23 protein-coding genes are annotated in these 21,984 nt (G+C 57.1%); 11 read left to right on the forward strand and 12 right to left on the reverse strand.

All coding sequences use genetic code 11. From position 1 onward, the window contains the following. Positions 1-49 precede the first annotated feature (49 nt). The 7 genes from sctO to IEX27_RS09280 form a co-directional block, all read right to left on the reverse strand. Complete coding sequence (gene sctO / locus IEX27_RS09250; protein WP_188720744.1) at positions 50-529, reverse strand: type III secretion system stalk subunit SctO; 480 nt, start codon at positions 527-529, stop codon at positions 50-52. Then, on the reverse strand, positions 526-1,914 hold the full coding sequence (locus tag IEX27_RS09255; RefSeq protein WP_280516480.1) for a FliI/YscN family ATPase: 1,389 nt from the start codon (positions 1,912-1,914) through the stop codon (positions 526-528). Before IEX27_RS09255 ends, sctO begins: the two co-directional genes overlap by 4 nt. Then, complete coding sequence (gene sctL / locus IEX27_RS09260; RefSeq protein WP_188720745.1) at positions 1,907-2,542, reverse strand: type III secretion system stator protein SctL; 636 nt, start codon at positions 2,540-2,542, stop codon at positions 1,907-1,909. The genes IEX27_RS09255 and sctL overlap by 8 nt, the downstream gene beginning before the upstream one ends. Continuing rightward, positions 2,536-3,252 (reverse strand): hypothetical protein, encoded by a 717-nt coding sequence (locus tag IEX27_RS09265; RefSeq protein ID WP_188720746.1) that lies wholly within the window; start codon positions 3,250-3,252, stop codon positions 2,536-2,538. The genes sctL and IEX27_RS09265 overlap by 7 nt, the downstream gene beginning before the upstream one ends. Next, a complete protein-coding gene (sctJ, locus tag IEX27_RS09270) occupies positions 3,252-4,103 on the reverse strand; it encodes a type III secretion system inner membrane ring lipoprotein SctJ (protein ID WP_188720747.1) in 852 nt (283 codons plus the stop codon). Before sctJ ends, IEX27_RS09265 begins: the two co-directional genes overlap by 1 nt. Before the next feature lie 7 nt (positions 4,104-4,110). After that, positions 4,111-4,527: a type III secretion system inner rod subunit SctI gene (sctI, locus tag IEX27_RS09275; protein ID WP_188720748.1), complete on the reverse strand. Its 417-nt coding sequence runs from the start codon at positions 4,525-4,527 to the stop codon at positions 4,111-4,113. Between the two features lie 366 nt (positions 4,528-4,893). Next, positions 4,894-5,262: a tetratricopeptide repeat protein gene (locus IEX27_RS09280; RefSeq protein ID WP_188720749.1), complete on the reverse strand. Its 369-nt coding sequence runs from the start codon at positions 5,260-5,262 to the stop codon at positions 4,894-4,896. A gap of 259 nt (positions 5,263-5,521) precedes the next feature. Here IEX27_RS09280 and IEX27_RS09285 point away from each other — a divergent pair, with 259 nt between their 5' ends. From IEX27_RS09285 to IEX27_RS09330, 10 genes are all read left to right on the forward strand, one after another. Then, positions 5,522-5,770 carry a hypothetical protein gene (locus IEX27_RS09285; RefSeq protein ID WP_188720750.1) on the forward strand — a complete coding sequence of 83 codons (249 nt, stop codon included), beginning with the start codon at positions 5,522-5,524 and terminating at the stop codon, positions 5,768-5,770. Positions 5,771-5,817: 47 nt separating this feature from the next. Next, positions 5,818-7,215, forward strand: coding sequence for a hypothetical protein (locus IEX27_RS09290; RefSeq protein WP_188720751.1), 1,398 nt, complete (start codon positions 5,818-5,820; stop codon positions 7,213-7,215). A 126-nt stretch (positions 7,216-7,341) separates the two neighbouring features. Next, positions 7,342-7,926 (forward strand): tetratricopeptide repeat protein, encoded by a 585-nt coding sequence (locus IEX27_RS09295; protein WP_188720752.1) that lies wholly within the window; start codon positions 7,342-7,344, stop codon positions 7,924-7,926. Continuing rightward, entirely contained in the window at positions 7,911-8,837 is a 927-nt protein-coding gene (locus IEX27_RS09300) for a hypothetical protein (RefSeq protein ID WP_188720753.1), read from the forward strand. Before IEX27_RS09295 ends, IEX27_RS09300 begins: the two co-directional genes overlap by 16 nt. A gap of 16 nt (positions 8,838-8,853) precedes the next feature. Next, a complete protein-coding gene (locus IEX27_RS09305; protein WP_188720754.1) occupies positions 8,854-9,843 on the forward strand; it encodes a hypothetical protein in 990 nt (329 codons plus the stop codon). A gap of 3 nt (positions 9,844-9,846) precedes the next feature. Beyond that, positions 9,847-10,314, forward strand: a complete 468-nt coding sequence (locus IEX27_RS09310; RefSeq protein ID WP_188720755.1) for a hypothetical protein — start codon at positions 9,847-9,849, stop codon at positions 10,312-10,314. A gap of 30 nt (positions 10,315-10,344) precedes the next feature. Then, positions 10,345-10,869 carry a tetratricopeptide repeat protein gene (locus tag IEX27_RS09315; RefSeq protein WP_188720756.1) on the forward strand — a complete coding sequence of 175 codons (525 nt, stop codon included), beginning with the start codon at positions 10,345-10,347 and terminating at the stop codon, positions 10,867-10,869. Between the two features lie 15 nt (positions 10,870-10,884). Beyond that, positions 10,885-12,960, forward strand: a complete 2,076-nt coding sequence (gene sctV / locus IEX27_RS09320; RefSeq protein WP_188720757.1) for a type III secretion system export apparatus subunit SctV — start codon at positions 10,885-10,887, stop codon at positions 12,958-12,960. A 286-nt stretch (positions 12,961-13,246) separates the two neighbouring features. After that, on the forward strand, positions 13,247-15,307 hold the full coding sequence (locus IEX27_RS09325) for a secretin GspD/PilQ domain-containing protein (protein WP_188720758.1): 2,061 nt from the start codon (positions 13,247-13,249) through the stop codon (positions 15,305-15,307). Positions 15,308-15,387: 80 nt separating this feature from the next. After that, on the forward strand, positions 15,388-15,975 hold the full coding sequence (locus tag IEX27_RS09330; RefSeq protein WP_188720759.1) for a hypothetical protein: 588 nt from the start codon (positions 15,388-15,390) through the stop codon (positions 15,973-15,975). A 17-nt stretch (positions 15,976-15,992) separates the two neighbouring features. Here IEX27_RS09330 and IEX27_RS09335 read toward each other — a convergent pair whose 3' ends face one another. The 5 genes from IEX27_RS09335 to IEX27_RS09355 form a co-directional block, all read right to left on the reverse strand. Continuing rightward, a complete protein-coding gene (locus tag IEX27_RS09335) occupies positions 15,993-16,376 on the reverse strand; it encodes a hypothetical protein (RefSeq protein WP_188720760.1) in 384 nt (127 codons plus the stop codon). Between the two features lie 99 nt (positions 16,377-16,475). Then, a complete protein-coding gene (locus IEX27_RS09340) occupies positions 16,476-17,657 on the reverse strand; it encodes an HrpJ domain-containing protein (protein ID WP_188720761.1) in 1,182 nt (393 codons plus the stop codon). Between the two features lie 50 nt (positions 17,658-17,707). Then, the gene (locus IEX27_RS21560; protein WP_188720762.1) at positions 17,708-18,001 is read right to left on the reverse strand and encodes an EscF/YscF/HrpA family type III secretion system needle major subunit; all 294 of its coding nucleotides are present in this window, start codon (positions 17,999-18,001) and stop codon (positions 17,708-17,710) included. 11 nt (positions 18,002-18,012) lie between these two features. Further along, the gene (locus IEX27_RS09350) at positions 18,013-18,234 is read right to left on the reverse strand and encodes a hypothetical protein (protein ID WP_188720763.1); all 222 of its coding nucleotides are present in this window, start codon (positions 18,232-18,234) and stop codon (positions 18,013-18,015) included. Positions 18,235-18,251: 17 nt separating this feature from the next. Beyond that, positions 18,252-18,977 carry a Crp/Fnr family transcriptional regulator gene (locus IEX27_RS09355; RefSeq protein ID WP_188720764.1) on the reverse strand — a complete coding sequence of 242 codons (726 nt, stop codon included), beginning with the start codon at positions 18,975-18,977 and terminating at the stop codon, positions 18,252-18,254. 221 nt (positions 18,978-19,198) lie between these two features. On the opposite strand from IEX27_RS09355, the gene IEX27_RS09360 reads away from it, so the two are divergent. Continuing rightward, on the forward strand, positions 19,199-21,223 hold the full coding sequence (locus IEX27_RS09360) for an FHA domain-containing protein (RefSeq protein ID WP_188720765.1): 2,025 nt from the start codon (positions 19,199-19,201) through the stop codon (positions 21,221-21,223). The last annotated feature ends 761 nt before the right edge of the window (positions 21,224-21,984 follow it).

Below are 21,984 nucleotides of genomic sequence, written 5' to 3' on the forward strand. Positions count from 1 at the left end.
TCAGAGCGTTCAGCGGAAACCTGGGGCGGGGGAGAATTTCCGATCCTGGTCATCGTGCGAACCCTTTCCGGTTGTGGACGCCTTCCTCCAGCTCAAGCTCGGCATGGCGTTCCGCCTCAGTTCGGGCGGCGAACTTGAGTTCATCGACCAGCGCATCGAGCCGCTCAAAGGCGCGGGACTTTTCCGCATAGATCTTCAGCAGCCCCTGCTCGGCCTCCTTGACGTCCGCCACATGGTCAGCGGAATCATCAACGGCGTCGCTGAGCTCCTGGCGGTGCCTGTCGAGATCGGCGATCTTGCTTTCAACATCCTCGATCTGGCGCATGTCGATCGCCTGTCCGATCAATGGCTCGTACAGGGTGTCGACTTGCCTTTCGTACCCTGAAACTGCCGCTTGAAGCGCGTTTTCAGCCTTGGTGAGGGTCTGCTCGGCCTGCTGGAGCTCAACCCGCTTTCTCTGCAGAGCGCGGGCAGCGCTGGCCTGCCTGTTCTCCTTGAGGTGGAGGAGTTTCGTCAGGAATGCTGTCATTCAACGAGACCCCTCAACCTGCCGAGCGTCGTGTCGAAACTCTCCAACACGGTCCAGTCCTGTCGAAGAAAAGCGACTATCTCCGGTCGTCTGTCGATAGCTTCATCCAGTGCCGGGTCATTCCCGCGCTGATATTCCCCCACCCTCAGCAGGAGCTCGCTTTCCGCATATGTTGCGAGCCAGGAGACCACCCGGGCTGCCCATTGCTGATGCTCCGCGGAAGTAACCAGCGGCATGACGCGGCTCTTGGAAGCGAGGATGTCGATTGCGGGATAGTGGCTTGCGACAGCCAGTTTCTGCGACAGGACGATGTGGCCATCAAGTATGGAGCGGACCTCTTCGGCGATCGGGTCGGTCAGGTCTTCGCCTTCCATCAGAACCGTATAGAGGGCGGTGATCGAGCCAACCGAACCCATGCCGGTGCGCTCCATCAGCCTGGGCAGCACGGTGAAGACCGATGGCGGGTAGCCCCGTCGTGTCGGGGGTTCACCGGCAGCAAGGCCGATCTCGCGGACGGCGCGGGCAAACCGGGTGACAGAATCCATCAAGAGCAGCACCTTGCGTCCCTTGTCGCGGAAATATTCAGCAACGGCAGTGGCCGTGAATGCTGCCTTCAGACGCTCCATCGCGCTCTGATCGGAGGTTGCCACCACCGTCACGCAGCGTTCCCTGCCCTCCCCCAACCCCAGTTCGATGAACTCGCGCACTTCGCGGCCGCGTTCGCCAATCAGGGCAAGTACGATCACGTCCGCATCAGCCGCGCGCGCCAGCATGGAAAGCAGCACGGATTTGCCGACACCAGCGGCGGCAAAAATGCCCATGCGCTGGCCTTCGCCGCAGGTGAGCAACCCGTCCAGCGCACGGACACCCAACGAGAGGGGCGCGTTGATGATCTGCCGGGAAAGCGCCGGGGGCGGGTCGGCATAAAGGTCATAGTGGGCTTCAGGCACGATGGGTCCCTTGCCGTCGATCGGCTGGCCGAGACCGTCCAGCACACGCCCGATCAGCCCCTCGCAGACTGGCACCTGCTGGCGTGACGATGTGCGGCGTACTTCCGTCAGATGGCTCACGCCCAGCGTTTCACCGATGGGAGACAACAGTGCGTGCCGGTGGAGGAAGCCGATGCATTCGGCGAGGAGCGGTGGGGACGATCCCCCGCTATGCAACTCAACGATTTCGCCGATGCTGACGTCAGGGATGGAGGCATGGATGATCGTGCCCAGCGCCTTGTGGACCCGCCCGGTCATTGGAAAAGGCTGGGCGCGGTTGAAAGCTTCGCTAGCCCTCATGTTTACGATGTTCGTAAACGCTTGGGCGATCATCTCGCGCCGACTGGAAGCAAGCGCAGAGAGGCCAGGATGCGTGTGGTCCGATGGTTCAGGCATTGGCTGCATCCCGTATGCCTGAAGCTGCATTCTGAAAGATCGACCGCAGCCGTTCGACACCCTGCTCTAGATCCAGATCGATCCTCCCGGTGGGGGATTCGACGACGAGGCGATGTAGTTCCAACCGATCGTCTGCGACCACATCGATCAGCTCGATTTCGGCAAATTCCCGCAGCAGCTGATCCGTGCTGGCACGAATGTCCTTCACCCGCGAGGGCGGTACACGCAACTGGACGGTCTTTTCGCTGCGCATGCGCTGGAGGGCGTTGTGCACCAACGATTGTGCCAGGTCCCTGTCGTCATACTCGTGCAGTATCTGGCGTACACAGTCGATGACAATGTTTACGACCTCCGTTTCGAGCGCCTGTAATCTTCCGGCAAGAAGGTGCGTCTCGTCGATCAGACGCGCCGCCGCCTGCTCTTCAGCCTCGCGACGGCCTTCGGCATGACCCCGCGCCTTCTGGATATCGAAGGCGACCTCCGCCTCCTCCATGATGCGCGCAGCCTGCTGTTCTGCTACTTCCAGAAGCGAGGCTGCCTCGTGCAGCTCCTCCGCAGCGTCGGGCGACAGGATGTGACTTCCTGCGGCAAGGGAAAAGCCGAGTTCCCGCAAACGATAGGTCACCATTCAGGCATCCTCCGTTGCAGGAGCAGCAGAATGAGCTGCACGTCCTTCTGCTGGATCTTTTTCAGCCGATGCCCTTCCGCGCTTTCCCATGGCCAACGCGCCAGAGCGAGCTTCGCCAGCGGCCTGAAATGCAAGGCCACGGCGGAGGCGAGGAGGCTGAAGCCGAGGGCGGCAAAGCTCTCCCTTGCCTCGTCCAGCTCTGCGACCAGCGCTTCGCTCAGAAGAAAATCGGTACCGAAGGCGCCAAGCCCCGCATAAAGCATCGGCGCTTCAAGCGTGGCCACCTGATAGGCTTCACGGCCCAGGGCGTCGCGGAGAAACTCCCGTTTATCCTTCTGCACCACGGCGAGGACCCTGCTGTGCATGGCGGCTCCGCAGACAAGGAGGGCGGCCTGCTCCAGGAAGTCCATGGACCCAAACAGCAGAAACTGGGTCAGACGACCTGCCGGGGAAACCTCAAGCTGCCGGATCTGCTTGCGTGTGAGCCCCTTTGCCTGGTCGAGGGCCTGAGTTCGGACAAAGCGTTCGAGCGGCTCTCCAAACGGCTCCGTGCTAAGCAAGGCCTCGAACTGGCCTCGCGTCAATGGTGAGCAATCTATCGAAGCTTTCTCGTCTATGGGCGACTGCGTCAGCGCCGCAGCAAGCTTGACCAAGGTGTGGAACGGCCGATCCGCCCCTGCCCCGTGTTGGATCTGAACTGGCGGCAGCATCAGCGCGATTCCGCCGCGTTTGCGGTTTCGTCCCGGTTGTCGGCGCTGAACCACCCGCGTTCGCGGTAGAAGACAATGTAGGCCAGGATGCCAAGGACGGTCAGGATCAGGAGAGCGATTGCCACACCGGCGATGTAAGCCAAACGCCAGAAGTAGAGCACGTCTGTCTCGCGGATTGCCAGACCGGGCAGGACGGAGACCGTGGCCTGCTCGATCTTGTAGGCTTCCCGTTGCGGGCTTCCAGCCTCTGCGAGCAGCACCGTCACGGCCGAATAGTCGAGGCCGTTGATGCTGCTACTCACCAGACGGCGGATCTGCGGAATGAGATAGGCGAGATCTACCAGCGGATCGTGCTTGATAAACACTGCAGCGGACGAAGGGCTGGCTGGCTTTCCAAACTGAACCTCTTCGGGGAGTACCACATGAACCCGGGCGCTGATGACGCCATCGATCTCCCGTATCGTTGCGGCAACTTCCTCGCCCAGCGCGTAGACAAAGCGAACGCGCTCCTCAAAGGGCGATGCAATCAACCCGGACTTCTGGAATGCACTTCCCAAGGTCTCGAATTTCTCACGCGGCAACCCTTTCGCCGACAAAATCGCCACCGCCGCCGCGATATCGCTCTCGGCGACCCGCACCGAGTAGCCGCCATCGCCCGACGATTTCGTGGCGCCGATGCCGTTTTCGATCAATGCCGCGAGTATCTGGTTCGCATCGCTCTCATCCAGGTTCGCGTGGAGATCAACCTTGCATCCCGCCAGCACCAGGCACACTGCCAGAAGCAGCGCTCCAAGCGCGGCCCGACCGAAGCCGATGGTGCGATGAAAGGCTATAGAAGGGACGAGCAGCACCTTAGCCTCACGATCCCTTCATCAGGGTATCGAGCCCCTGTGCAGCCTTGCCGGCGAGTTTTGACGTCACGTCAATCAGAATCGAGTAGTTCATCATAACGAACTGCATGGTAATCAGCCCGTCGGGATCGGTAGACGCGCCCGACATGAGCTCATTGACACGCGCTTCTTGCACGTCAAAGGTACTGCGAAGACGTTCGAGCCCCCGTAAAAGCGCGTCGTCGCCACCCGCCCCATCTATCGGCTGGATGCCCCGTCCCGCAGCCTGCGATGCAGACGTATCGGGAACGTCCATCTTGCTTTGAACGAGCAAGGCAAACTTGGAGCCAAGATTTGGCGACACCGGCGCAGCCTGCGCAACGGGAGGCGCAAGGCTCACACGGCTAGCACCCATAGACGGCGTTATCAGCGGCAAAACACCCATGATTGATCCTCACTCGGCCCCACGTGACCCGAATCCAGGTTTTCGAATTTTCGCAGTTCCGGACGGAAGACCGGTTCCCACTTTTCCTGGAACTGGCTTTTCTCCCGCAGTTCCGGACGGAAAACCGGCTCCCACTTTTCCTGGAACTGGCTTTTCTCCCGCAGTTCCGGACGGAAAACCGGCTCCCACTTTTCCTGGAACTGGCTTTTCTCCCGCAGTTCCGGACGGAAAACCGGTTCCCACTTTTCCTGGAACTGGCTTTTCTCCCGCAGTTCCGGACGGAAAACCGGTTCCCACTTTTCCTGGAACTGGCTTTTCTCCCGCAGTTCCGGACGGAAAACCGGCTCCCACTTTTCCTGGAACTGCTTAGGAAGCGAGCTCCTGCAGCTCCGCCGCGGCCAGCGCCGCGAAAGATGTATCCGGCGCCCGCTCCACAACACTCTGCAATGTCTTGCGCGCAAGCCTGATATTGCCTTGCCGGGCCAGCGCCAAACCAAGGTAAACACGGGATGCAACGCTGCGGCGCTGTGCACGAAGAAGCGCGATTGCCTCATCTATCCGGTTGTCGGCCAAGCGCAGCATGGCGAGACCAATCGTTCCTGCCTCACCGTGAGGCCGAGCAGCTTTGACACCAAGGAAAATCACCTCAGCCTCGCGAGAATGCCCCGACCATAGAGCAATGAACCCCATCTCGGTGAGAAGCTTGACCTCACCTGCAGTTAGTACAGTGGCCATTGAAATTGCCTTTTAAAATTCCGCACAGTGATAGACGTCAGGTTCTTACAATGACACCATAATAGGCCGCACGGGAACAAATTACAATAATTCCGCAAAAAATACGCAATAACAGTTACCATGCATTACCGTAAGAGATCATCATATTGCACTATTCACAAATAAGTCATATTTTTTAGCAAGGAGTATGGCATTGTTATCTATTTAACACTTATGAAATTTGTTATTAGCGCTACCATGCGCATTGTTGGATTTTTAAATGTTCGATTTCCAGAGCTTCGAGAAGGAACTGACGGCTGTTCTAGAATCCAGCATCGTTCGTGATGATGCAGTGGCCAGCAGCATCGCGGCCGAGTTAAAACTCTGCAGTAGAACAGAAGAGATCCTCAGTGTCTTCACCCGGCTTTGTCAGCGGCTTGACGAGATAGAGAGGGATACGCGTTCTGAACGCGGGTCAAGACGAGCGGGCACCGGAGTTTCCAATCATCGAGTCAATATCCGGCTCTAGTTCCAAATACCTGTTTGTTTTTAACATAACAATTTGCGGTTGATACTATGGTAGAAGCAAAGTTTTTCCCCAAGCCTGTACAACCCAGCCCAGCGCAATCGTCGGTGGCAATCGTCGGTAGTCAGGAGTCGATCCTCAAGAGCAATTTGGCGACAGGCGGCATTAACCCGCCGCCGGGATTCGATGTCGATCCCAACACGCTAGACACTCAAGACAAGTTGATCGCATTCCTGAAGGAATTCGACGACTGGTCGTCCGAATATCAGATCATGTACGCCGAGAAGTACGGCAAGGATGGTGTGCTTCTCATCCCGCCGATGGGACACACGGAGCGTACCATCGTCACCTCCGCGACCAATCCGGGCAAGATCTACATTGTCGAAGAAATGGATGCGAATGCCTATTACACGCTTTCGCGCGAGGATCAGGTGCGCGTGGCCGGCACGAAGGCTTTCGAGGAGGCAAAAGGCGCTTTCGGATTCGAGCGCGCGGCAGATGTCAGGTTCGATGACCTGCCCCTCAACGAGTACATCGACAGTGTCATCGCAGACATGCGTGCAGCGCAGGGGAAAATGCCCGATGCAGATCTGCAGGCCTTTCTCGACCAGCTGCGGCATGAGCGCGATAGCGTCAATGCTCAGGAAATCCTGAGGCCATCGATCATCAGCAAGCGCATTGAAGATATCAAGGCGAGCTTCAAACGCGCCGCGCTGTTTGCGAATGTAAAGCCGGAGTCCTACGACACCAAGAGTAAGAGTTACTCAGACGTCATCAGCCTCGATGGTGGCGCCGCCATCAGTCAGGGGTACAGGGTCTTTGCGGATTGCGACCGACAAATCGCCCAGCTTGAAGAGCAGCGCTCCAAACTTCTGAAGCACTCAGGCAAGTTGGACGTTCCCGAACTGCTTATGCAGTTTCTGATGCTGACCAAACAGATCAACGATACAAAATCTGTACGCGAAGCCGAAGAATCCAAACAGCAGAACGAGCTCTCCAAGACCTATGCCGCAATGCAGGACGCGGTGAACGAGACGCTGAGACTATTCAACGGAAATGATGAAGACCAGAAGTATTCCCTCTATGGCAAAAATTACGCCGACCTTACCGACAGACAGAAGATGATTGTCTCGATGTTCTCCACGCTCTACGGGGCGGGCGCGCAGCAACACCCGCTTGAAGAAGCCGGGGGTGTCGCACGCGCCCTCATGGACATGCTTAGCCGGTCCCAGGGTCATCTATCAATGACAGCCCATACGAGTGCCCAATGGAACACGTTCGGCACCCAGCTGTCGGAAGGGGTAACTACCCTGGGCCGGAACACCCAACTAAAAACGAATGAAATCACTTCCATGCAGCAGATGAGCACCAGCCTCTTCGAAGCGATCTCGAAAACGATCAGCAACTCGTACTCCCTCCTGCAGAGCGTGGCAAAGAATATTTCATAAGCATTAAACTGGATTCTTATTCAGTTAATACATGGTGATTGTCATATTATTTTTTCTGTAATTTATATCACAGCGCTCGATACGCAGATAATGTAAACAGTATTTTTCTATTTAGCGGAGTCAATAATGTCTATACTGGATGGAATTTTTGCGCAGCAAATCGATGCCGAGAAGCTCGCCGAAACCGTCCAGCGCAGCATCGAGGAAGCGCGCACCCTGCATCCAGAAGCTCGCGAACTCATCGATCTCATGGCTGAAGGCCTGACGCTAGCGGACATCCTGGGGCTTGGAGAACAGCATAAGGAAGCGCTTTTCCAGCTCGGGTGCAGGCTCATGCTCAGCAACGAGGTTGAGCAGGCTGAGTCGATATTCATCACGCTTTCGCTGCTCGATCCGCTCGAAGCACGTGCTTATTACGGCGCCGGCATAGCCATGAAGGCAGGAGGAAAGCTTGAAGGCGCTGCGCAGTTTTTCATGCAGTTCCTCGTGCTCGATGCAACGAACCCGAACGGGTATCTGAGGCTGGGTGAATGCCTTGTGGAAGCCGGTGAGCTTGAAGAAGCGCGGCCGGCATTCGCTGCGGCCGAAGTCCTCGCCGCAAACGGGCACGGCGGCAGTCAGCTGAAGAACGAGGCTGCAAGACAGATCCGCTTATTATCGAAGAAGAAATTCAAGCATAAACCAGGAGTGAAGTCATGTCCTTTAAGATAGATAAAGTTGATACTCTCGCGGCCGACGGCACTATCAGGCCGGAAAATGTGCAGCCGATTGCTTCCGCCCAGAGAAGCGCGGGGACGACCGCGGAAGCACTTCCGTTGCCGCCAGCGCTCGAGAATGTGCCGCGATCACCCGAGCTCGACAGCCTGCTCTCCATGGCGAACCTGCGCGCCGATGCGGCGATGGTGGGGCTTTCGCTTGCTGAAGTCGTCGAGTCCTGCCGCAACGCAGCCAACTTGAACACGCGCAACAAATGCGAACTGCTTGCGAACAACAGCCTTTCGATTCTCAAGAAGCAGCAGGAAACGCTTAAGCTCGCTCAGCAAAAGTTCGATGAGGCCAAAGCTCTTGGGGTGGTGGGTAAGATCCTGTCCGCATTGGGGACCGGCATCATGCTTATAGTTAGTCTATCACTAATAGCGTCCGGCGTTGGGGCTCCCTGGGGTGCCGTGCTTTTCACAATGACGGCACTAAGTGTAGTAGACGTTGCAATGAAAGTCGTCAGTGACAAGGGCATCGGCGGCCGGGTTGCAGAAGCATGTGGCGCCTCAAAGACGATAGCAGGCTTGTGCGACATAGGAGTCGGCTTTGCCCTCACTCTACCCGCTGCAATCATAGCCCCAGCCCTAGAGATAGCCCAAATGATAAACATGGGCGCTGGAATGATCAATTTTGGCGGTGGAGTGATCAATTTTGTTGCCAATAGGGAAAGCGCAGACGCGGTTGACCTGACTGGCACATCGAAGAGTTGCGAAGCGAACCTCCAACAGCTGAACGACATGCAGCTGCAGGTTACTGACAACCTGATCAAGGTCAACGACCGTGCAAACGAGATGCTGACTTCCCTTACGAGGGCAATTTCAGACGCAAACGACGCTTTCGCACGTGTGCGGTTTGCCAGCTGAACATTGGAGTTGAGACATGACACAATCAGTAATCCAGAATATTCCCGGTACTTGCGTGCCTGACCTCGCGAATGATCGCGCAGTTAATGGCGAGCAGCAGCCCACCCGCGGTACACCCAGGGCAGCGAACGCAACCGCCCAGCTGCCCGAGGCTGCGGGAATGCCGGTGGCGGATCCTATGGTGACGCGAAAGACCATTGAGCCGATGTCGCAGGCTCTGGATCAGATAGAGCAGGCTCTCACAAAGCTGAAGAGCGCCGACACCAGGGTCGATGACTATATAACGGACTTCAGCGAGATCATTCGTTATATAGGATCGATCCTGATCAAAAATGCCGACGCCATGCGGCAGGGCGCCCTGAACGACAGGCTGGCGGCTCGTCAAGCCGCACGCAGCGCAATGCTTAGCGAGGCCGAGAAGCTTCACGAAGCGGCTTCCAGCACACGGCTCTACGCCGCTATCGGCCTGGTGGTGACGGTGGCGGTGACAATCGCAACTCTCGGAGTTTCATTCAGGTCAGCCATGCTTACCTCTATGAAGAATGCTCTTGCGACAGAAGGTAACGTGGCAGCCAACCTTGAAAAGGAAGCCGCGGAAGTCCTGCAGAAACAGATCGGGAAGATGGAAGATCCGGGCACTCTGCGGTTGATGAAGGACCAGATCGCGAAAGCTGAATCCATGGCGGAACGTATTACCAAGGATACCAGCGAACGCACTGCGAACCTCGCGAGCACAGTGGAGCGAATGGATAGACTGAGCCAATGGGGTAATGCCGGCGGCAACGGTATTGCACACGGCATTGAAACCATTGGGCAGGGAGCCAGCAGGTCCGATGAGGCCGACGGTAGGCTGTTTGCCGCGCACTCACAGTTCGACCAGCAGCAAGGCGACGTCAAGAAGGACCTTGGTGAAAAGCTCAACGACATTTGCCGGCAAGCTATAGATGCGCATGGCAAGTTGCTGCAATGTCAGGCCGATCAGATGAGAGCTGTAACGAGGTTTTAGGCCATGCGCCGACAACCGGATGTCTTTCAGCAGACTATTGCACAATTCCAGTCGCAAACTGGTTTGCGGCTGGATGCACCCGCACCGACGCATTCAGTGCGGGTAATGGTCGATGACATCTGTGTAGCCCTCACAGACAGCGGCGGCACGCAGATGATGCTCGAAGCCGAAATCATACGGCTTTCAGAAAGCCGGGAAGAACGGACGTACCAGCTCTATACAGCGCTGAAGGCAAACCTGGGTCTGGTGTTCGACTGCTCGGCGACAGTTCAACGTTCACAGTCGGAAGACGGTGAATACCTCGTCGCCCGCGCCGTCCTTCCGTATACCGTAACCGCATCCAGTAAACTCATGAAGACCATTGAAGATATTGCCGGGCTGGTTGATTTTATCCGACGTACCGCAGTGCAGGTCGATCACCCTGCAGCCCAGGGGCCTCACCGGCACCCGAATCTGATTTTCCCTGTTTAACCAGCATCCTCTTCAGCACGCGAGACATTGATGAAAAAGACAAAGGGCGGGGCTAAAGCTACCGCACGCACCCCATTGATTCCGGCGGGACTTGATCCGGAACTGTTGGCCCGGGTTGCTACAACGACGCTTGCGGAAGAGCTTAATCTCGACATCAGGGCATTCGATCCTTTGCTGGTTCTCGCCGGCCAAATGCAAGAGCAGAAGCGCTGGAAGGAAGCGTTCGAGCTCTACGCCAGACTGGGCCTCATCGATCCTACCCAGCTGGATGTACAGATCGGACTTGCACGGTGCGCAACCGAATTGGGCGAACACGACCTCGCCATCAAGGCTGCCGCGAATGTCATCCTGCTCGCCCCCCATGATGCCCGCGGATATCTCCTTTCGGGCAAGAATTGCCTGCTCATCGGCCAGTATCAAGAGGCTCGCGAAGACCTGGAAGACGCCATGCGGCTTGCCGGAGATGAAGCTTCACTCCGCCGCTCGGCCTTGCTCCTGCTGTCACAGCTTGAGGTGATCGTGCCTGTCGAGTCCAGCATCAGCACCAACAGCTAAGTCCATAGGGCGGGGATGAAGCAGCTTCTCATTCGAATGGCGGCGCGGAGCGACCTGGTTCTGGCCGTGCTGATCGTCAGTATCATCTTCATGATGGTTTTACCTCTGCCAGCCTCGCTGGTAGACCTTCTGATAGCCACCAACCTTGCACTGACCGTCATCCTCCTGATGGCAGCCGTTTACCTGAGGGATGTGACGGAGCTGTCGGCATTTCCGTCCATGCTTCTTATCACGACGCTGTTCCGGCTGGCCCTCTCCATCACCACCACACGGCTGATCCTGCTCGATGGCCACGCTGGCCACATCATCGCAACCTTCGGCAAGTTCGTGGTGGGTGGAAACCTGGTCGTTGGCCTGGTCATCTTCCTCATCCTGACCATCGTCAACTTCCTGGTGATCACCAAGGGATCTGAACGTGTGGCGGAAGTGTCGGCCAGATTTTCGCTCGATGCCATGCCCGGCAAGCAGATGTCGATCGATTCCGATATGCGCGCAGGGGTCATAGACCTGGCTGAAGCCAAGCACCGGCGCGAAAAACTGGAACAGGAAAGCCAGCTCTACGGCGCCATGGACGGCGCGATGAAATTCGTGAAGGGGGACGCCATAGCGGGGATGATCATCATCGCCGTAAACCTGGCCGGCGGAATGGCCATTGGCATGTTCCAACGCGGGCTTCCGGCTTCCGAAGCACTCAATCTCTACTCGCTGCTGACGGTGGGCGACGGGCTGATTGCGCAGATCCCCGCCTTGTTCGTGTCGGTCACCGCGGGGTTCATCGTGACGCGGGTCTCCACGCCCGATGCCAAGGATCTGGCAAGCGATATCGCCGTGCAGCTTGTCAGCCAGCCGAAAAGTCTGCTCGTCACGGCCGGCGTTCTCCTGGTGTTTGCCTCCGTCCCAGGAATGCCCACCCTGACCTTCCTTGGTCTTGCCGCGGCGGTCGGCGCAGGCGGTTTTTTCAAGCTGCGATCAACCAAAAGCGCCAGCGCAGCCTCTGCGGAATCCGCCTACATGCCATCGATCAAGAGTGGGGAAGATGATGCAACGCCTGTCACGTTCTCACCCACAATACCCATTCTCGTCGATGTCTCGGCGACGGTCCGTGAAGCGCTTGATCCCCGCCGCATCGATCGGGAAATCGTGCGGGTGCGCAGCGAGCTCTACTATGAGCTTGGCGTACCGATACCGGGCATCTTCTTACGGCCAAACCAACATCTGCCCAACGGGCACTACAGCATACTCGTAAACGAGGTGAGCCTGGCAACAGGTGAAATGCGGCCGCGCGAACTACTGGTGCAGGAAAGCGAAGAGGCACTGGAAGCGCTGGAGATTCCCTACACGCGCGGCAAGGACTTCCTCGATGACACTCCAAGCCTCTGGGTCGATCCACAACATCAGGCAGCCCTGGAGAAGGCGAGCATACCGTTCATGCCTACCTTGGATGTCCTGATGCATCATCTTACGCAAGTGTTGAGGACGAACGCAGCCGAATTCCTCGGCATTCAGGAAACGATGCAGCTTCTCAACCAGATGCAGGCAAGCTTCCCGGATCTCGTTACCGAAGTGACACGCCTCCTGCCCACAACCTCCACGACCGAAGTGCTGCAGCGACTCGTCAGTGAAGAGATTTCCATTCGCGACATGCGCACGATTCTGGAAGCCCTGGTCACCTGGGGGCAGAGGGAGAAGGATCCGATCATCCTGACGGAACATGTGCGCAGCGCGCTTTCCCGCTACATCACAAACAAATATTCGCGCGGGTTGGGCATCATTCCTGCCTATATCATCTCGAAGAAGATCGAAGACATCATCCGTGCCGCGATCCGGCAGACCAGCGGCGCCTCTTATCTTGCCCTTACACCGGCGGACCACCGCGCCATTCTCGAGAGCATCAAGAAGTCGGTGACGGCTGCCAACAGCAGTGTGAAACCGGTGGTCCTCGCTTCAGTCGATATACGGAGATTTACGCGCAAGGCAATCGAGCGGGACTTCCCAAATCTGGCAGTCCTATCGTACCAGGAGCTTACACCGACGGTAAACATTCAGCCCCTCGATCGCATCAAACTTGATTCCGAAGAAGTAGTTACGTGATAGAATTGCTATACTTTACCTCAAACTTACGTCCACAATAGAGATACTTATTTTTCAGCGCTTGATCGTAGACAGGATCAATATTTATGGCTAACTCTTTCGCTCTATAGATCGTAGAAATCCTGGACTGATTCTACGCTGTCATAGCGCAAATCCGTGGGGGCATCTGGACGCGCGACGTCCGCAGATCCTGGAATGTTCGCGTATGTACTTATCGACGCCTCTTCGTATCCTGCAGATACTGCTTCTGCTCGCTTTGCCCGCGTGCAGCAGTGTACAGGATGCGTTGAACCCAGATTTCATCGTCACGCCGCGCCTGCAGAACAATGAGCCGGAGCGCCGGGCGGAGCTTATCAATTCCGCCGCCTTCAACGCGAAGGCGCAGGAACGGACGATGGGCCTGTATCAGGGTTATATCGGCGATCTGCGTACATCCTACGAGGGAGACCAAAGAGCGATCGCGAGAGACCTCAACGATCTCGCGCGTTCGTCACCGTCCCAGTTCAACCCCAACGAGCTGGTGTCGATCAATTTCTCCAACGCAAAGCTCAACTACATCCTGGAACAGCTCCTGCGCGGCGCGCTCGGCGTCAACTACATGGCGCCCGACAACCTTCCAACGGTCCCGTCGTTCCGGGTAGATACGGCCGTACCGAAGAGCCGGGTGCTGCAGATGGTGCGCGACCTGCTCGCACGGCACAACCTGGTCATGAGGCAGCTCAACGGCGTTTACCACATCGGTACAGCGGATGTGATCAACACGATCGAGGCGAACGCGGCCAAGGGCGGTGACACCGAGGGAACGAAAGTCGTCAAGCTGCCGCGTGGCAATGCCCAGCAGGTCGCAACGCTTGCAAACCAGCTGCTGACGTCAGGCGTCCAGATCATTCCATCAGGAGCCGCGGACAGCTTGATCATCAAGGCTAATGCAAGCGATTTCGCCCCGACGGAGCGGATGCTGCAGATGCTTTCCGCGACTGCCGTGGGCTTTGATCAGGTCGCCATCCTGCCACTCACCCGCAGTGCGCCGGAAGCTGTGGCCCAGCAAATCACGGCGCTTTACGCACCAACACTGCGTCAGGAACATGAGCGCGTGACGGTCGTGCCCCTGCAGAATCAGCAGGCGATCCTGGTCGGAACATCCCATCCGTCGCTGATGAAGAACCTTGTCCAGCTCGTGGCCCAGCTTGACCGCTCGACGACCGACCAAAGCGACCTGCGCGTCATTCCGCTCACCCACCTGCATCCTTCGCAGATCGTGCCTCAGCTCGCCCAGATCTTCGGGGCTGACCTGCCCGTCTCCACCCCTACAGGAAACGCGGCCAAAGCGAAGATCGCCGGAGTGAGCACCAGGCTGCGGGATCCAACTCCACTAGCGCCGCTGACGGAAGCCGTAACAGGAGCGGCTGCTGAGAAAACCAGCAAGAGCGACGATGGTGAGGAGGCCTCCACGCGTACTTCTTCAACAGGTGATGTGCGGATCGTCTCCGATGATCGGACGAATTCGATCCTCGTTCACTCCACCTACACCGTATTCAAGCGGATGAAGGAGGTCGTGGCGCTGCTCGACGTACCCCAGGCGCAGGTCATAATAGAAGCCACCGTGGTGGAGGTTGAGCTCAACGATACGATCCAGTCGGGTGTCGAGTTCCTCCTGAAATACAGCGGCATAAGCTTCGGCAATGGCAGTAACCCCACAACAGACAACTCGCTGCTGGGCGCCACGACTGACATTGGCCACGTCAATGTGCAGGCAGCGCTGAAGACGCTGCGAACCTTGGCCAACACACGCATCGTTTCGTCGCCCTACCTCACCGTGCTCGATGGTGAGCCGGCGCGGCTTGTCATTGGCGATCAGGTGCCGTTCGCGGTCACCAACCAGAGCACCATCGTAGACGGCAAGACGACGACAACCAGCCAGACGCAGATATTGGACACGGGTATCGTCCTGCAGATTACGCCTCGAATCCATGCCAACAACTCGGTCAGCCTGGAGATCCTGCAGTCTGTGTCGAAGGTATCGGACAGCGGCATCAAGGGGGACTATCGTCCTACCATCTCCACACGGGATATTACCTCCCGCATCCTTGCCCAATCCGGACGCACCGTGCTGCTCGGCGGCCTCATCCAGGAGCGCAAGGACCTCTCCGAGAGGGGCGTCCCGGTGGCATCGGAGATCCCTATCATAGGTCAGCTTTTCCGTTCCAACAGCGACACCCGCTCACGTACAGAACTGCTGGTGCTTATCACTCCCAGGGTGTCAAGAACGTCTGCAGAGATCGAAGAGATCACCCGGGTTCTGCAAGGCCTGCAGCAATTTCAGGCATATCCCGACTTGAAACGCTAGATCTTATTCTATATCAGATCGAACTATTCTTTTTCTTTGAAGCATACGTACTTTAACCATTAATGTAAGATTAATACAATATGAAAATTGTAACACGATACGCTTTGCTGTTTCTTTTAGTTCCGCTGCACGCATGCCAGACACCTAAGCCTATTGCGATGTCCACAGTGGCTGTTCCCAGCAACCCGAACATCCATGACGGTGATGTACTTGTTGAACATCGAAAGGCGGGCCAGGACATACCACCCCTGCGCGGACAAGACGTTGTTACGGTGCGAACGTTTGCCAATGCCATCTCCACCAGCGGGGAAACCAGCAAGTTGGTTGAGCTGGAAGGAGTCAGCTGCAAGTTGAGCAGCGACGGATACACCGCCTCCGTTGTGACACCTGCCCAAGTTAACGTCCCGGACTATGGGTATGCCTCACGTCCTATAATGGCCCGCTGTGATGCCAAGGGATATAGACCTGGTGTTCTTACCGTATCTGCGTTTAATCTCACCGAACAGGAGAACTATTCCGTCGCAACCAATGGCGGCCTCCTGGGGGTGATGTTTGCCGCGATTGTCCACGCTGCCTCTGATGTAAAGAAGCATGATTTCGCCTACCCTGGCTTGAAAGTCATCATGAACCCGGTTGGTTGCGAACGCACAAAAGCTGGCTGCAGATAACGGGGTTCTGTAGGATGTCACGCCTGTCGGAGGCTTCGGCTAAGCTCAAGCAGCTTGCGCAGGCAATCGTCCAGGCCCTGGACACTCATTGCTTCATCATCGATGACGATCGCGAGCGTGATTTCTCGCCCGAGCGTGACGGACGGTCGGAGGAGCCGACCCTCCTTCCACTCGTGACCGGCAAGGTCGAAAAGCTTTTCTAAGATGTTGTCGTCCCAGAAGCGTGGCTTGAACATCAGGGTCGCGATCGTACGATCTTCGTCGGACGCCGCGGTCAGGGTGAAGGAGCAGCCGCTTGAAAATTGAAATCTGTAGGCTTCGCGGGGACCACGGGGAACGTCCAGCCCCATCCGTGCGGAAAAGTCCTTGATGGAGCGTTCAATAGGGGCAGAGAATGTCATGTTGACGCTCTAGGTCTCTTCAACTGTTTCCGGAATGCTGAAACATCCCGGTCCTGGTGCTATTAACTTTTGGAGGAAAAGCGGTTTTCCCGCAGAGGCCTATCGGGAGCCAGCCTCGCTCACCTGGAGTTCCTCCTCCTCTTGCTCCACAAGCATTTCCAACATGCGCAGGATGGCTGCTCGCTGCGCGAGATAGGCTTTTGAGGATGGACTGACGGCGGCCGGAAGCTCGCCGTGGAGATCGCGCAATCCGTTGGCGAAGACCAGCTTGGCGGCCATGGGACTTACCTCGTGCAAACGCATCAGCTCGCGTGCGTCTGCATAGCCCGGACGCTCCTTGCAGGCGAAGGAGAGCATGTCTTCGGCCAGATCCATCTCACCATCCTCAACACGTTGTGCCTCATCAAGGTGTCGGTTGGTTTGATCCATGAGTTCTGCCGACATGAGGACCACACTCTTTGCCTTGCGAAGTCGGTCAAGTTCCGACATCAGCGCTCGGATATAGCCACGGTCCGTCGAAGGGCCTGTGCTGGCAAGATCCCTGGCGGCAGCCCTGATAAAGATGCCGATCACCTTGCGAAATCTGCGCTTGAGGTCAAACCGGCGAAGGAGATGGAAGATCTGCGCAATGTTGGCCGCATCGGCAATCAGCAAACGGTATGCGGCGCGCACGGAAGCCGGATCCCCGCCGATCGCAGCAGCCTTTGAGGCGGGAATTGCAGCAGCAAAGCCTGCTCGCACATCACGCTTTCGCGCAGCCTCATCGAAACCAGCCCGCAGATCCTGAAGCGCTCGCCTCAGCCGGAGATCAATCTGCCGCCCCTCCAGATGCTGAAGCACGAGCTTGAGCGCCACATACTGATGCGTCACGTCAGGATCGTAGGCCTGCAACTCCGCCTGCACATTCCGAAGCAGCTCTGATGCTCCGTCCTCCTGGTGGTCGCCAGACAAACGCGGCTCCAGCGCAACCAGCCGCTCCAACAAGCGTTGAATGGAGGCCGCTCCCGGTAAATGTGGAAGATCCCGCCTGTATCTTGCGATACGCTCCAAAATGCGTTCATGGAGACTGCTGATCGTACGGAGCCGGCGCCCTTCGAGCAGGCGCCGGTCACCTCGATAGGCGACCGCCATACCGATTTCTTCCGCCAGATCCACCATCTGCGTACCCGGATCGGTTTCAAGCGCAACCGCTTCATCCATGTACGTGCCGCGCACGGTCTTCACGTCATCAAGACTTGGAAGCAAGGCCTTGGCCGCGGACGGGAAGTCAATTGCAACCATGGTCACGTCTTTCTGGAGATACGCAGCACGTCAACTCGATGTCAGCTATCTTAGGCGATGTTGCGGATGATTGCCTTGATCGTGTCCGCTACGGCCTTGACCATGTTCGTGCGCATGTTGAGGGCCATCGTCCATGTCTGCACGAGCATCTGCGCCCTCAAGGTTCTTTCGGATTCAGGCATGTTGGTGTTGTTCAGAAGCGCGTCGAGCTCGGTTTTGGTCTCGACTCCAACTCCCGCGAGTTTATTCCCAATGGTTACAACATCGAGACCGCCGTCATCTGCGGGGAGATTGCCGGCGCGCGATAAGGAGCTTCCAGGAGTTGCAAGTGGATTAATTGCCATAACAATAAGCCTTAAGTCTTCATATATTTTTCAAATATGCGAGTGGAACATTTCACAGCCTGACTGATCTTCTTTTGTGCCTCAAAATCCTTCGGGGACAAACCCTTCGTCATGTCTTGGGCAATTCTTTCCGATAGCCGCGCGAACTGCTCGCGAATTCCACTGGCGACCTGCTCCCTGTCAGGTCCCTGCAGGGCCTCGGTCAAGTCCGTAGGTGTAATTTCATCGGTCATTGCAGTTTCTCCCAACCTCAATAATCGTCAGTAAACGCCGCGTTCTCCAGGCTATTGCGCTCAAGAATAAGTATCCGGCGGTGGTCCATGGCGATCCAACCCTCCGCTTCCCAGGCCTTCAGCGTCCGGTTCACGTTTCCCCGGGCTCCCCGCGCCATCAGGCCGAGGTCTGTCTGGGTCAGATACGGCCCGATCTGCAACACTTCCCGGCCATTGTACTCAACGCGATCACCCAGAACGTCAGCGAGCCGGACAAGACACTGCGACAGTCGGCCCGCCAAAGACTTCAGTCCCAGGATGCGGCTCAGATGCATATAAGACCTGTATCGCCGAGCAACGGTTCGTCCTAATACTTTCTCTAATTCGCCGTAGTTTTCAAATAGCCCGAACAACGTTGCCTGAGGGATGGCCAGAACCGAGCTATCGCCTATGGCAGTGGCCATTTCAGCATGGCCTCCGCCATCAAACACACCCAGTTCTCCAAAACTTTCGCCCGCAGGCAAGACACTGAACAGAATCGGCGTACCGTCTTCCAACAGATAGGAAAGCCGGATATGACCAGAAACTACGAAATACACGCAGGATGGTTCATCTTCCTGCAGGTAAACGAATTCCTCCGTCCTGAAGTTGCGGATATGGCCATGCCCAAACAGCTCTACGAGAACTTCCCTTTGAAGGCTCGAGAACTCTGAATTGATAAAAGCCTCGCGGGCAAAAAATTCATCCAAATTCAAACGCGACACCCAACAATCAGAATTGAATAAAAACCGACAAAATTTCAAAAGTTCACTGCGTAATATTACATTCCAATACAGACCAAAATGGGTTCCATACAAACACGGGGCCTGATACAAGGATATTTATTTATAAACTTGTCCTATTCATGGCAAGAGAAACGAATAAAGTAACGTCCATTCACAGTTATAATATCTTACTATAATATGCATTCCATAAGTGGCGATCCATGTCCAAGCACGATATCGACTCCGTAATCCTCAAGATACTCAGCGGCGTACAGGCTGGTGTGGACGTGTCGCTGGTCGATGGAACCTATATCCTCGGCTCAGCGGACGATGCGGACATTCAGATCCTTGACGTTTCGCTCAGCCCGCATCATGCGAAGCTCACGGTCGACCACGCAAGGGCATCGCTCCAGGCGCTGGCGGGACCCATTCAGCTGCGCAGTGGGCCGACGCTCTCTCCGCACGGCAAGGCGCATGAACTGCGGCCGCTCGATGTGGTAACCATGGGCATGACACGCTTTGCTGTGGCGCCCATGGCCGCAGATTGGGCATACCTGGGAACCACCGACACCCCGCCGACGCAGCGCCGTCGCCTGCTGTATCAGCCCATGAACCTCAGGGCCCTATGGGACGAGCAGCGGACGGCCCTTCTTGGCGCCGCCGCTGGCTTGCTCTTCCTCGGCTTCTGGGTCATTCCCCACAGCCTCACCTTCCTGAGCACGCTCGGGGGCAATCTGGCTCCTGCCCAGGAGAAGGCCCTTTCCAAGGCAATCCGATCCCTCGAATTCGCCAACCACCTAACCATTCGCAAGGCACGCGATGGAACGCTGCATCTCGACGGAGCGGTGAACACATTGAATGAAAGGCAGGCCACCCTCACTGCGGTCAATCAGACCGGCATTCCCGTGGTGACCCATATTCTGGTGCTGGATACGCTGCGCGACGAGCTTGCAGCGGCAATCTCAAAACAGGCTCCAGATGCGGTTTTCAGCATGGCTTCGGACGGAGCCGTTGTGATTGGCGGCACCATGCCCGAAAAACAAAGCGTCACCGACCTCCTGCAGCTCGTGAAGAACACCGTAGGTGACTCGGTCCCCATACGTTCCTCTCTCAAAACCTATGACGATATTCTTGGCGAGGTGATTGCGCTTGGCCGAAAGGCACAGCTTTCGCGTACCCTGCATTTCAAGCTCAATGGAACACTGATTGAGGCTGAGGGTTCCGTCCCTCCCGCGCAACTCGACTCATGGGCGGGCTTCCTGCAATCCTACGCGCAGCAGTTTGCGCCAATACTTCCTTTTCGGTCACTGGTGCGGCAGCAAAAGCCGGACGGCACGGTCGACGACACCGTACCCCTGGAGCCATTCTACATTGGCATCGACAACCCAGCCGACGGCCAGGAAATCGATCTCGACCTGCTTAGTGCCGGCCGCTACACGGCAGCAGACCTGCTGATTGGCGGAGGTCCAGCCGCTTCAGAACCGGAGGAGCTCCAATCCGTACAGCAGGTCACCCGACCTGTGCAGCCCGCACGACCAACCGAAACGCAGGCCTCACTCACTGAGCTCCTGAATGCAGGGACCGATCGCACCACCTCGCACACGGATCTCGACTTACTGGCACGACGCGCGATTGAGCTTGCACAGAGCGGAAAGTTGGCTGGCCTCCATGGGGGAACAGCTCTCAAAGATGCCACCGAGAGGCTGCAACAACCGAAGGGATCCTCCTCGCTATCGGACTATGGGAAGCTTCTGCGCGAGAAGAGGCGAAAGCCGCAACGTCCCTGCTGGTCCGGATCCAACGTCGCCTTCGACAATGTGACCGGCGCCCTCTTCTGGCTGGATGTACTCAGCCAGAGCCAACCGCTCACCACTACCGCCTTCGACCGGGACACCGGTGAAATCCTTGCAGAGGCAGCACTGAACCCGATGAAGGTGGCGCAGTGCGCCCACCTTGCAAGTGACGGCACGCTTCGTTCGTACTACCTCGAGCGCGTCAGCAAGGAGCCCCACCTTGCCCGCGTCCTGCTGCGGAATGTTGCTCAGGCGCCGGTGCAGATCTCCGGCATCAGCTTGCCCGGAAACCGCTATTTCCAGACCACGAACAACCAGATCTTCCATGAGGGCTCACTCCTCAACCCCTCCTCCAGCGTGATGTCCATCGGTGAACTCGGCGTGCTCTTCTCAACAGGCTCCGGCCTTTCCGTTGCATTCCCCGGCTCCAACCTCACATGGGAAACGAACTAGATATTTGGAGGAACGTACGGCGGATGTGCAGCTAGAAGGGTTGAGTTTAGCATTCCACTGCGCCAAAGGCCCTGCACTGGAGGCTATCCGACGCGCGGGGCTAGCGCCTATCGTAGGGCCAGATTAAACAAAAAAAGCGCCGGGCTTGTGCCGCGGCGCTTTGATCTGGTTGCGGGGGCAGGTGAACCATTCGTCGGGGAATTGATCCACTGGATCAATTCCTGGTCCTCCGCACCCTTCAGGTCCTGAGCCTGGCCGAGCTTCTCCAATTCCCGCCCGCTGCGGCAACTGGCCACCCAGACGAACGTTGCGAGCGTACTGGGTTGTAAGGACTCCGGCCAAAGCACCGTAATATAAAAAAAGCGCCGGGCTGATGCCTCGGCGCTTTGATTTGGTTGCGGGGGCAGGTGAAGCGTTCGTCTGGGAAGCGATCCACCGGATCAATTCCTGATCCTCCTCACCCTTCAGGTTCTGAGACTGACGAGCACCCGAGCGGGGCTTCACACAGCACAGCGTGTCTCATGCCGGGCCTTAGAGGTGTCGCTAAACAAAAAAAGCGCCGGGCTTGTGCCGCGGCGCTTTGATTTTGGTTGCGGGGCAGGATTTGAACCGTTCGTCGGGGAATTGATCCACCGGATCAATTCCTGATCCTCCTCACCCTTCAGGTTCTGAGCCAGAAGAACACCCGAGCGGGCCTTCACACAGAACAGCGTGTCTCATGCCGGGCCTTAGAGGTGTCGCTAAACAAAAAAAGCGCCGGG

Source organism: Nitratireductor aestuarii, from assembly GCF_014641695.1.
Lineage (GTDB): Bacteria > Pseudomonadota > Alphaproteobacteria > Rhizobiales > Rhizobiaceae > Chelativorans > Chelativorans aestuarii.

Excerpts from the sequence above, each read along its gene's own strand:
- sctO (WP_188720744.1), bottom strand. The coding sequence starts at position 529 with ATGACAGCATTCCTGACGAAACTCCTCCACCTCAAGGAGAACAGGCAG.
- IEX27_RS09255 (WP_280516480.1), bottom strand. The coding sequence starts at position 1,914 with ATGCCTGAACCATCGGACCACACGCATCCTGGCCTCTCTGCGCTTGCT.
- sctL (WP_188720745.1), bottom strand. The coding sequence starts at position 2,542 with ATGGTGACCTATCGTTTGCGGGAACTCGGCTTTTCCCTTGCCGCAGGA.
- IEX27_RS09265 (WP_188720746.1), bottom strand. The coding sequence starts at position 3,252 with ATGCTGCCGCCAGTTCAGATCCAACACGGGGCAGGGGCGGATCGGCCG.
- sctI (WP_188720748.1), bottom strand. The coding sequence starts at position 4,527 with ATGGGTGTTTTGCCGCTGATAACGCCGTCTATGGGTGCTAGCCGTGTG.
- IEX27_RS09280 (WP_188720749.1), bottom strand. The coding sequence starts at position 5,262 with ATGGCCACTGTACTAACTGCAGGTGAGGTCAAGCTTCTCACCGAGATG.
- IEX27_RS09285 (WP_188720750.1), top strand. The coding sequence starts at position 5,522 with ATGTTCGATTTCCAGAGCTTCGAGAAGGAACTGACGGCTGTTCTAGAA.
- IEX27_RS09290 (WP_188720751.1), top strand. The coding sequence starts at position 5,818 with ATGGTAGAAGCAAAGTTTTTCCCCAAGCCTGTACAACCCAGCCCAGCG.
- IEX27_RS09295 (WP_188720752.1), top strand. The coding sequence starts at position 7,342 with ATGTCTATACTGGATGGAATTTTTGCGCAGCAAATCGATGCCGAGAAG.
- IEX27_RS09300 (WP_188720753.1), top strand. The coding sequence starts at position 7,911 with ATGTCCTTTAAGATAGATAAAGTTGATACTCTCGCGGCCGACGGCACT.
- IEX27_RS09305 (WP_188720754.1), top strand. The coding sequence starts at position 8,854 with ATGACACAATCAGTAATCCAGAATATTCCCGGTACTTGCGTGCCTGAC.
- IEX27_RS09310 (WP_188720755.1), top strand. The coding sequence starts at position 9,847 with ATGCGCCGACAACCGGATGTCTTTCAGCAGACTATTGCACAATTCCAG.
- IEX27_RS09315 (WP_188720756.1), top strand. The coding sequence starts at position 10,345 with ATGAAAAAGACAAAGGGCGGGGCTAAAGCTACCGCACGCACCCCATTG.
- sctV (WP_188720757.1), top strand. The coding sequence starts at position 10,885 with ATGAAGCAGCTTCTCATTCGAATGGCGGCGCGGAGCGACCTGGTTCTG.
- IEX27_RS09330 (WP_188720759.1), top strand. The coding sequence starts at position 15,388 with ATGAAAATTGTAACACGATACGCTTTGCTGTTTCTTTTAGTTCCGCTG.
- IEX27_RS09335 (WP_188720760.1), bottom strand. The coding sequence starts at position 16,376 with ATGACATTCTCTGCCCCTATTGAACGCTCCATCAAGGACTTTTCCGCA.
- IEX27_RS09340 (WP_188720761.1), bottom strand. The coding sequence starts at position 17,657 with ATGGTTGCAATTGACTTCCCGTCCGCGGCCAAGGCCTTGCTTCCAAGT.
- IEX27_RS21560 (WP_188720762.1), bottom strand. The coding sequence starts at position 18,001 with ATGGCAATTAATCCACTTGCAACTCCTGGAAGCTCCTTATCGCGCGCC.
- IEX27_RS09350 (WP_188720763.1), bottom strand. The coding sequence starts at position 18,234 with ATGACCGATGAAATTACACCTACGGACTTGACCGAGGCCCTGCAGGGA.
- IEX27_RS09360 (WP_188720765.1), top strand. The coding sequence starts at position 19,199 with ATGTCCAAGCACGATATCGACTCCGTAATCCTCAAGATACTCAGCGGC.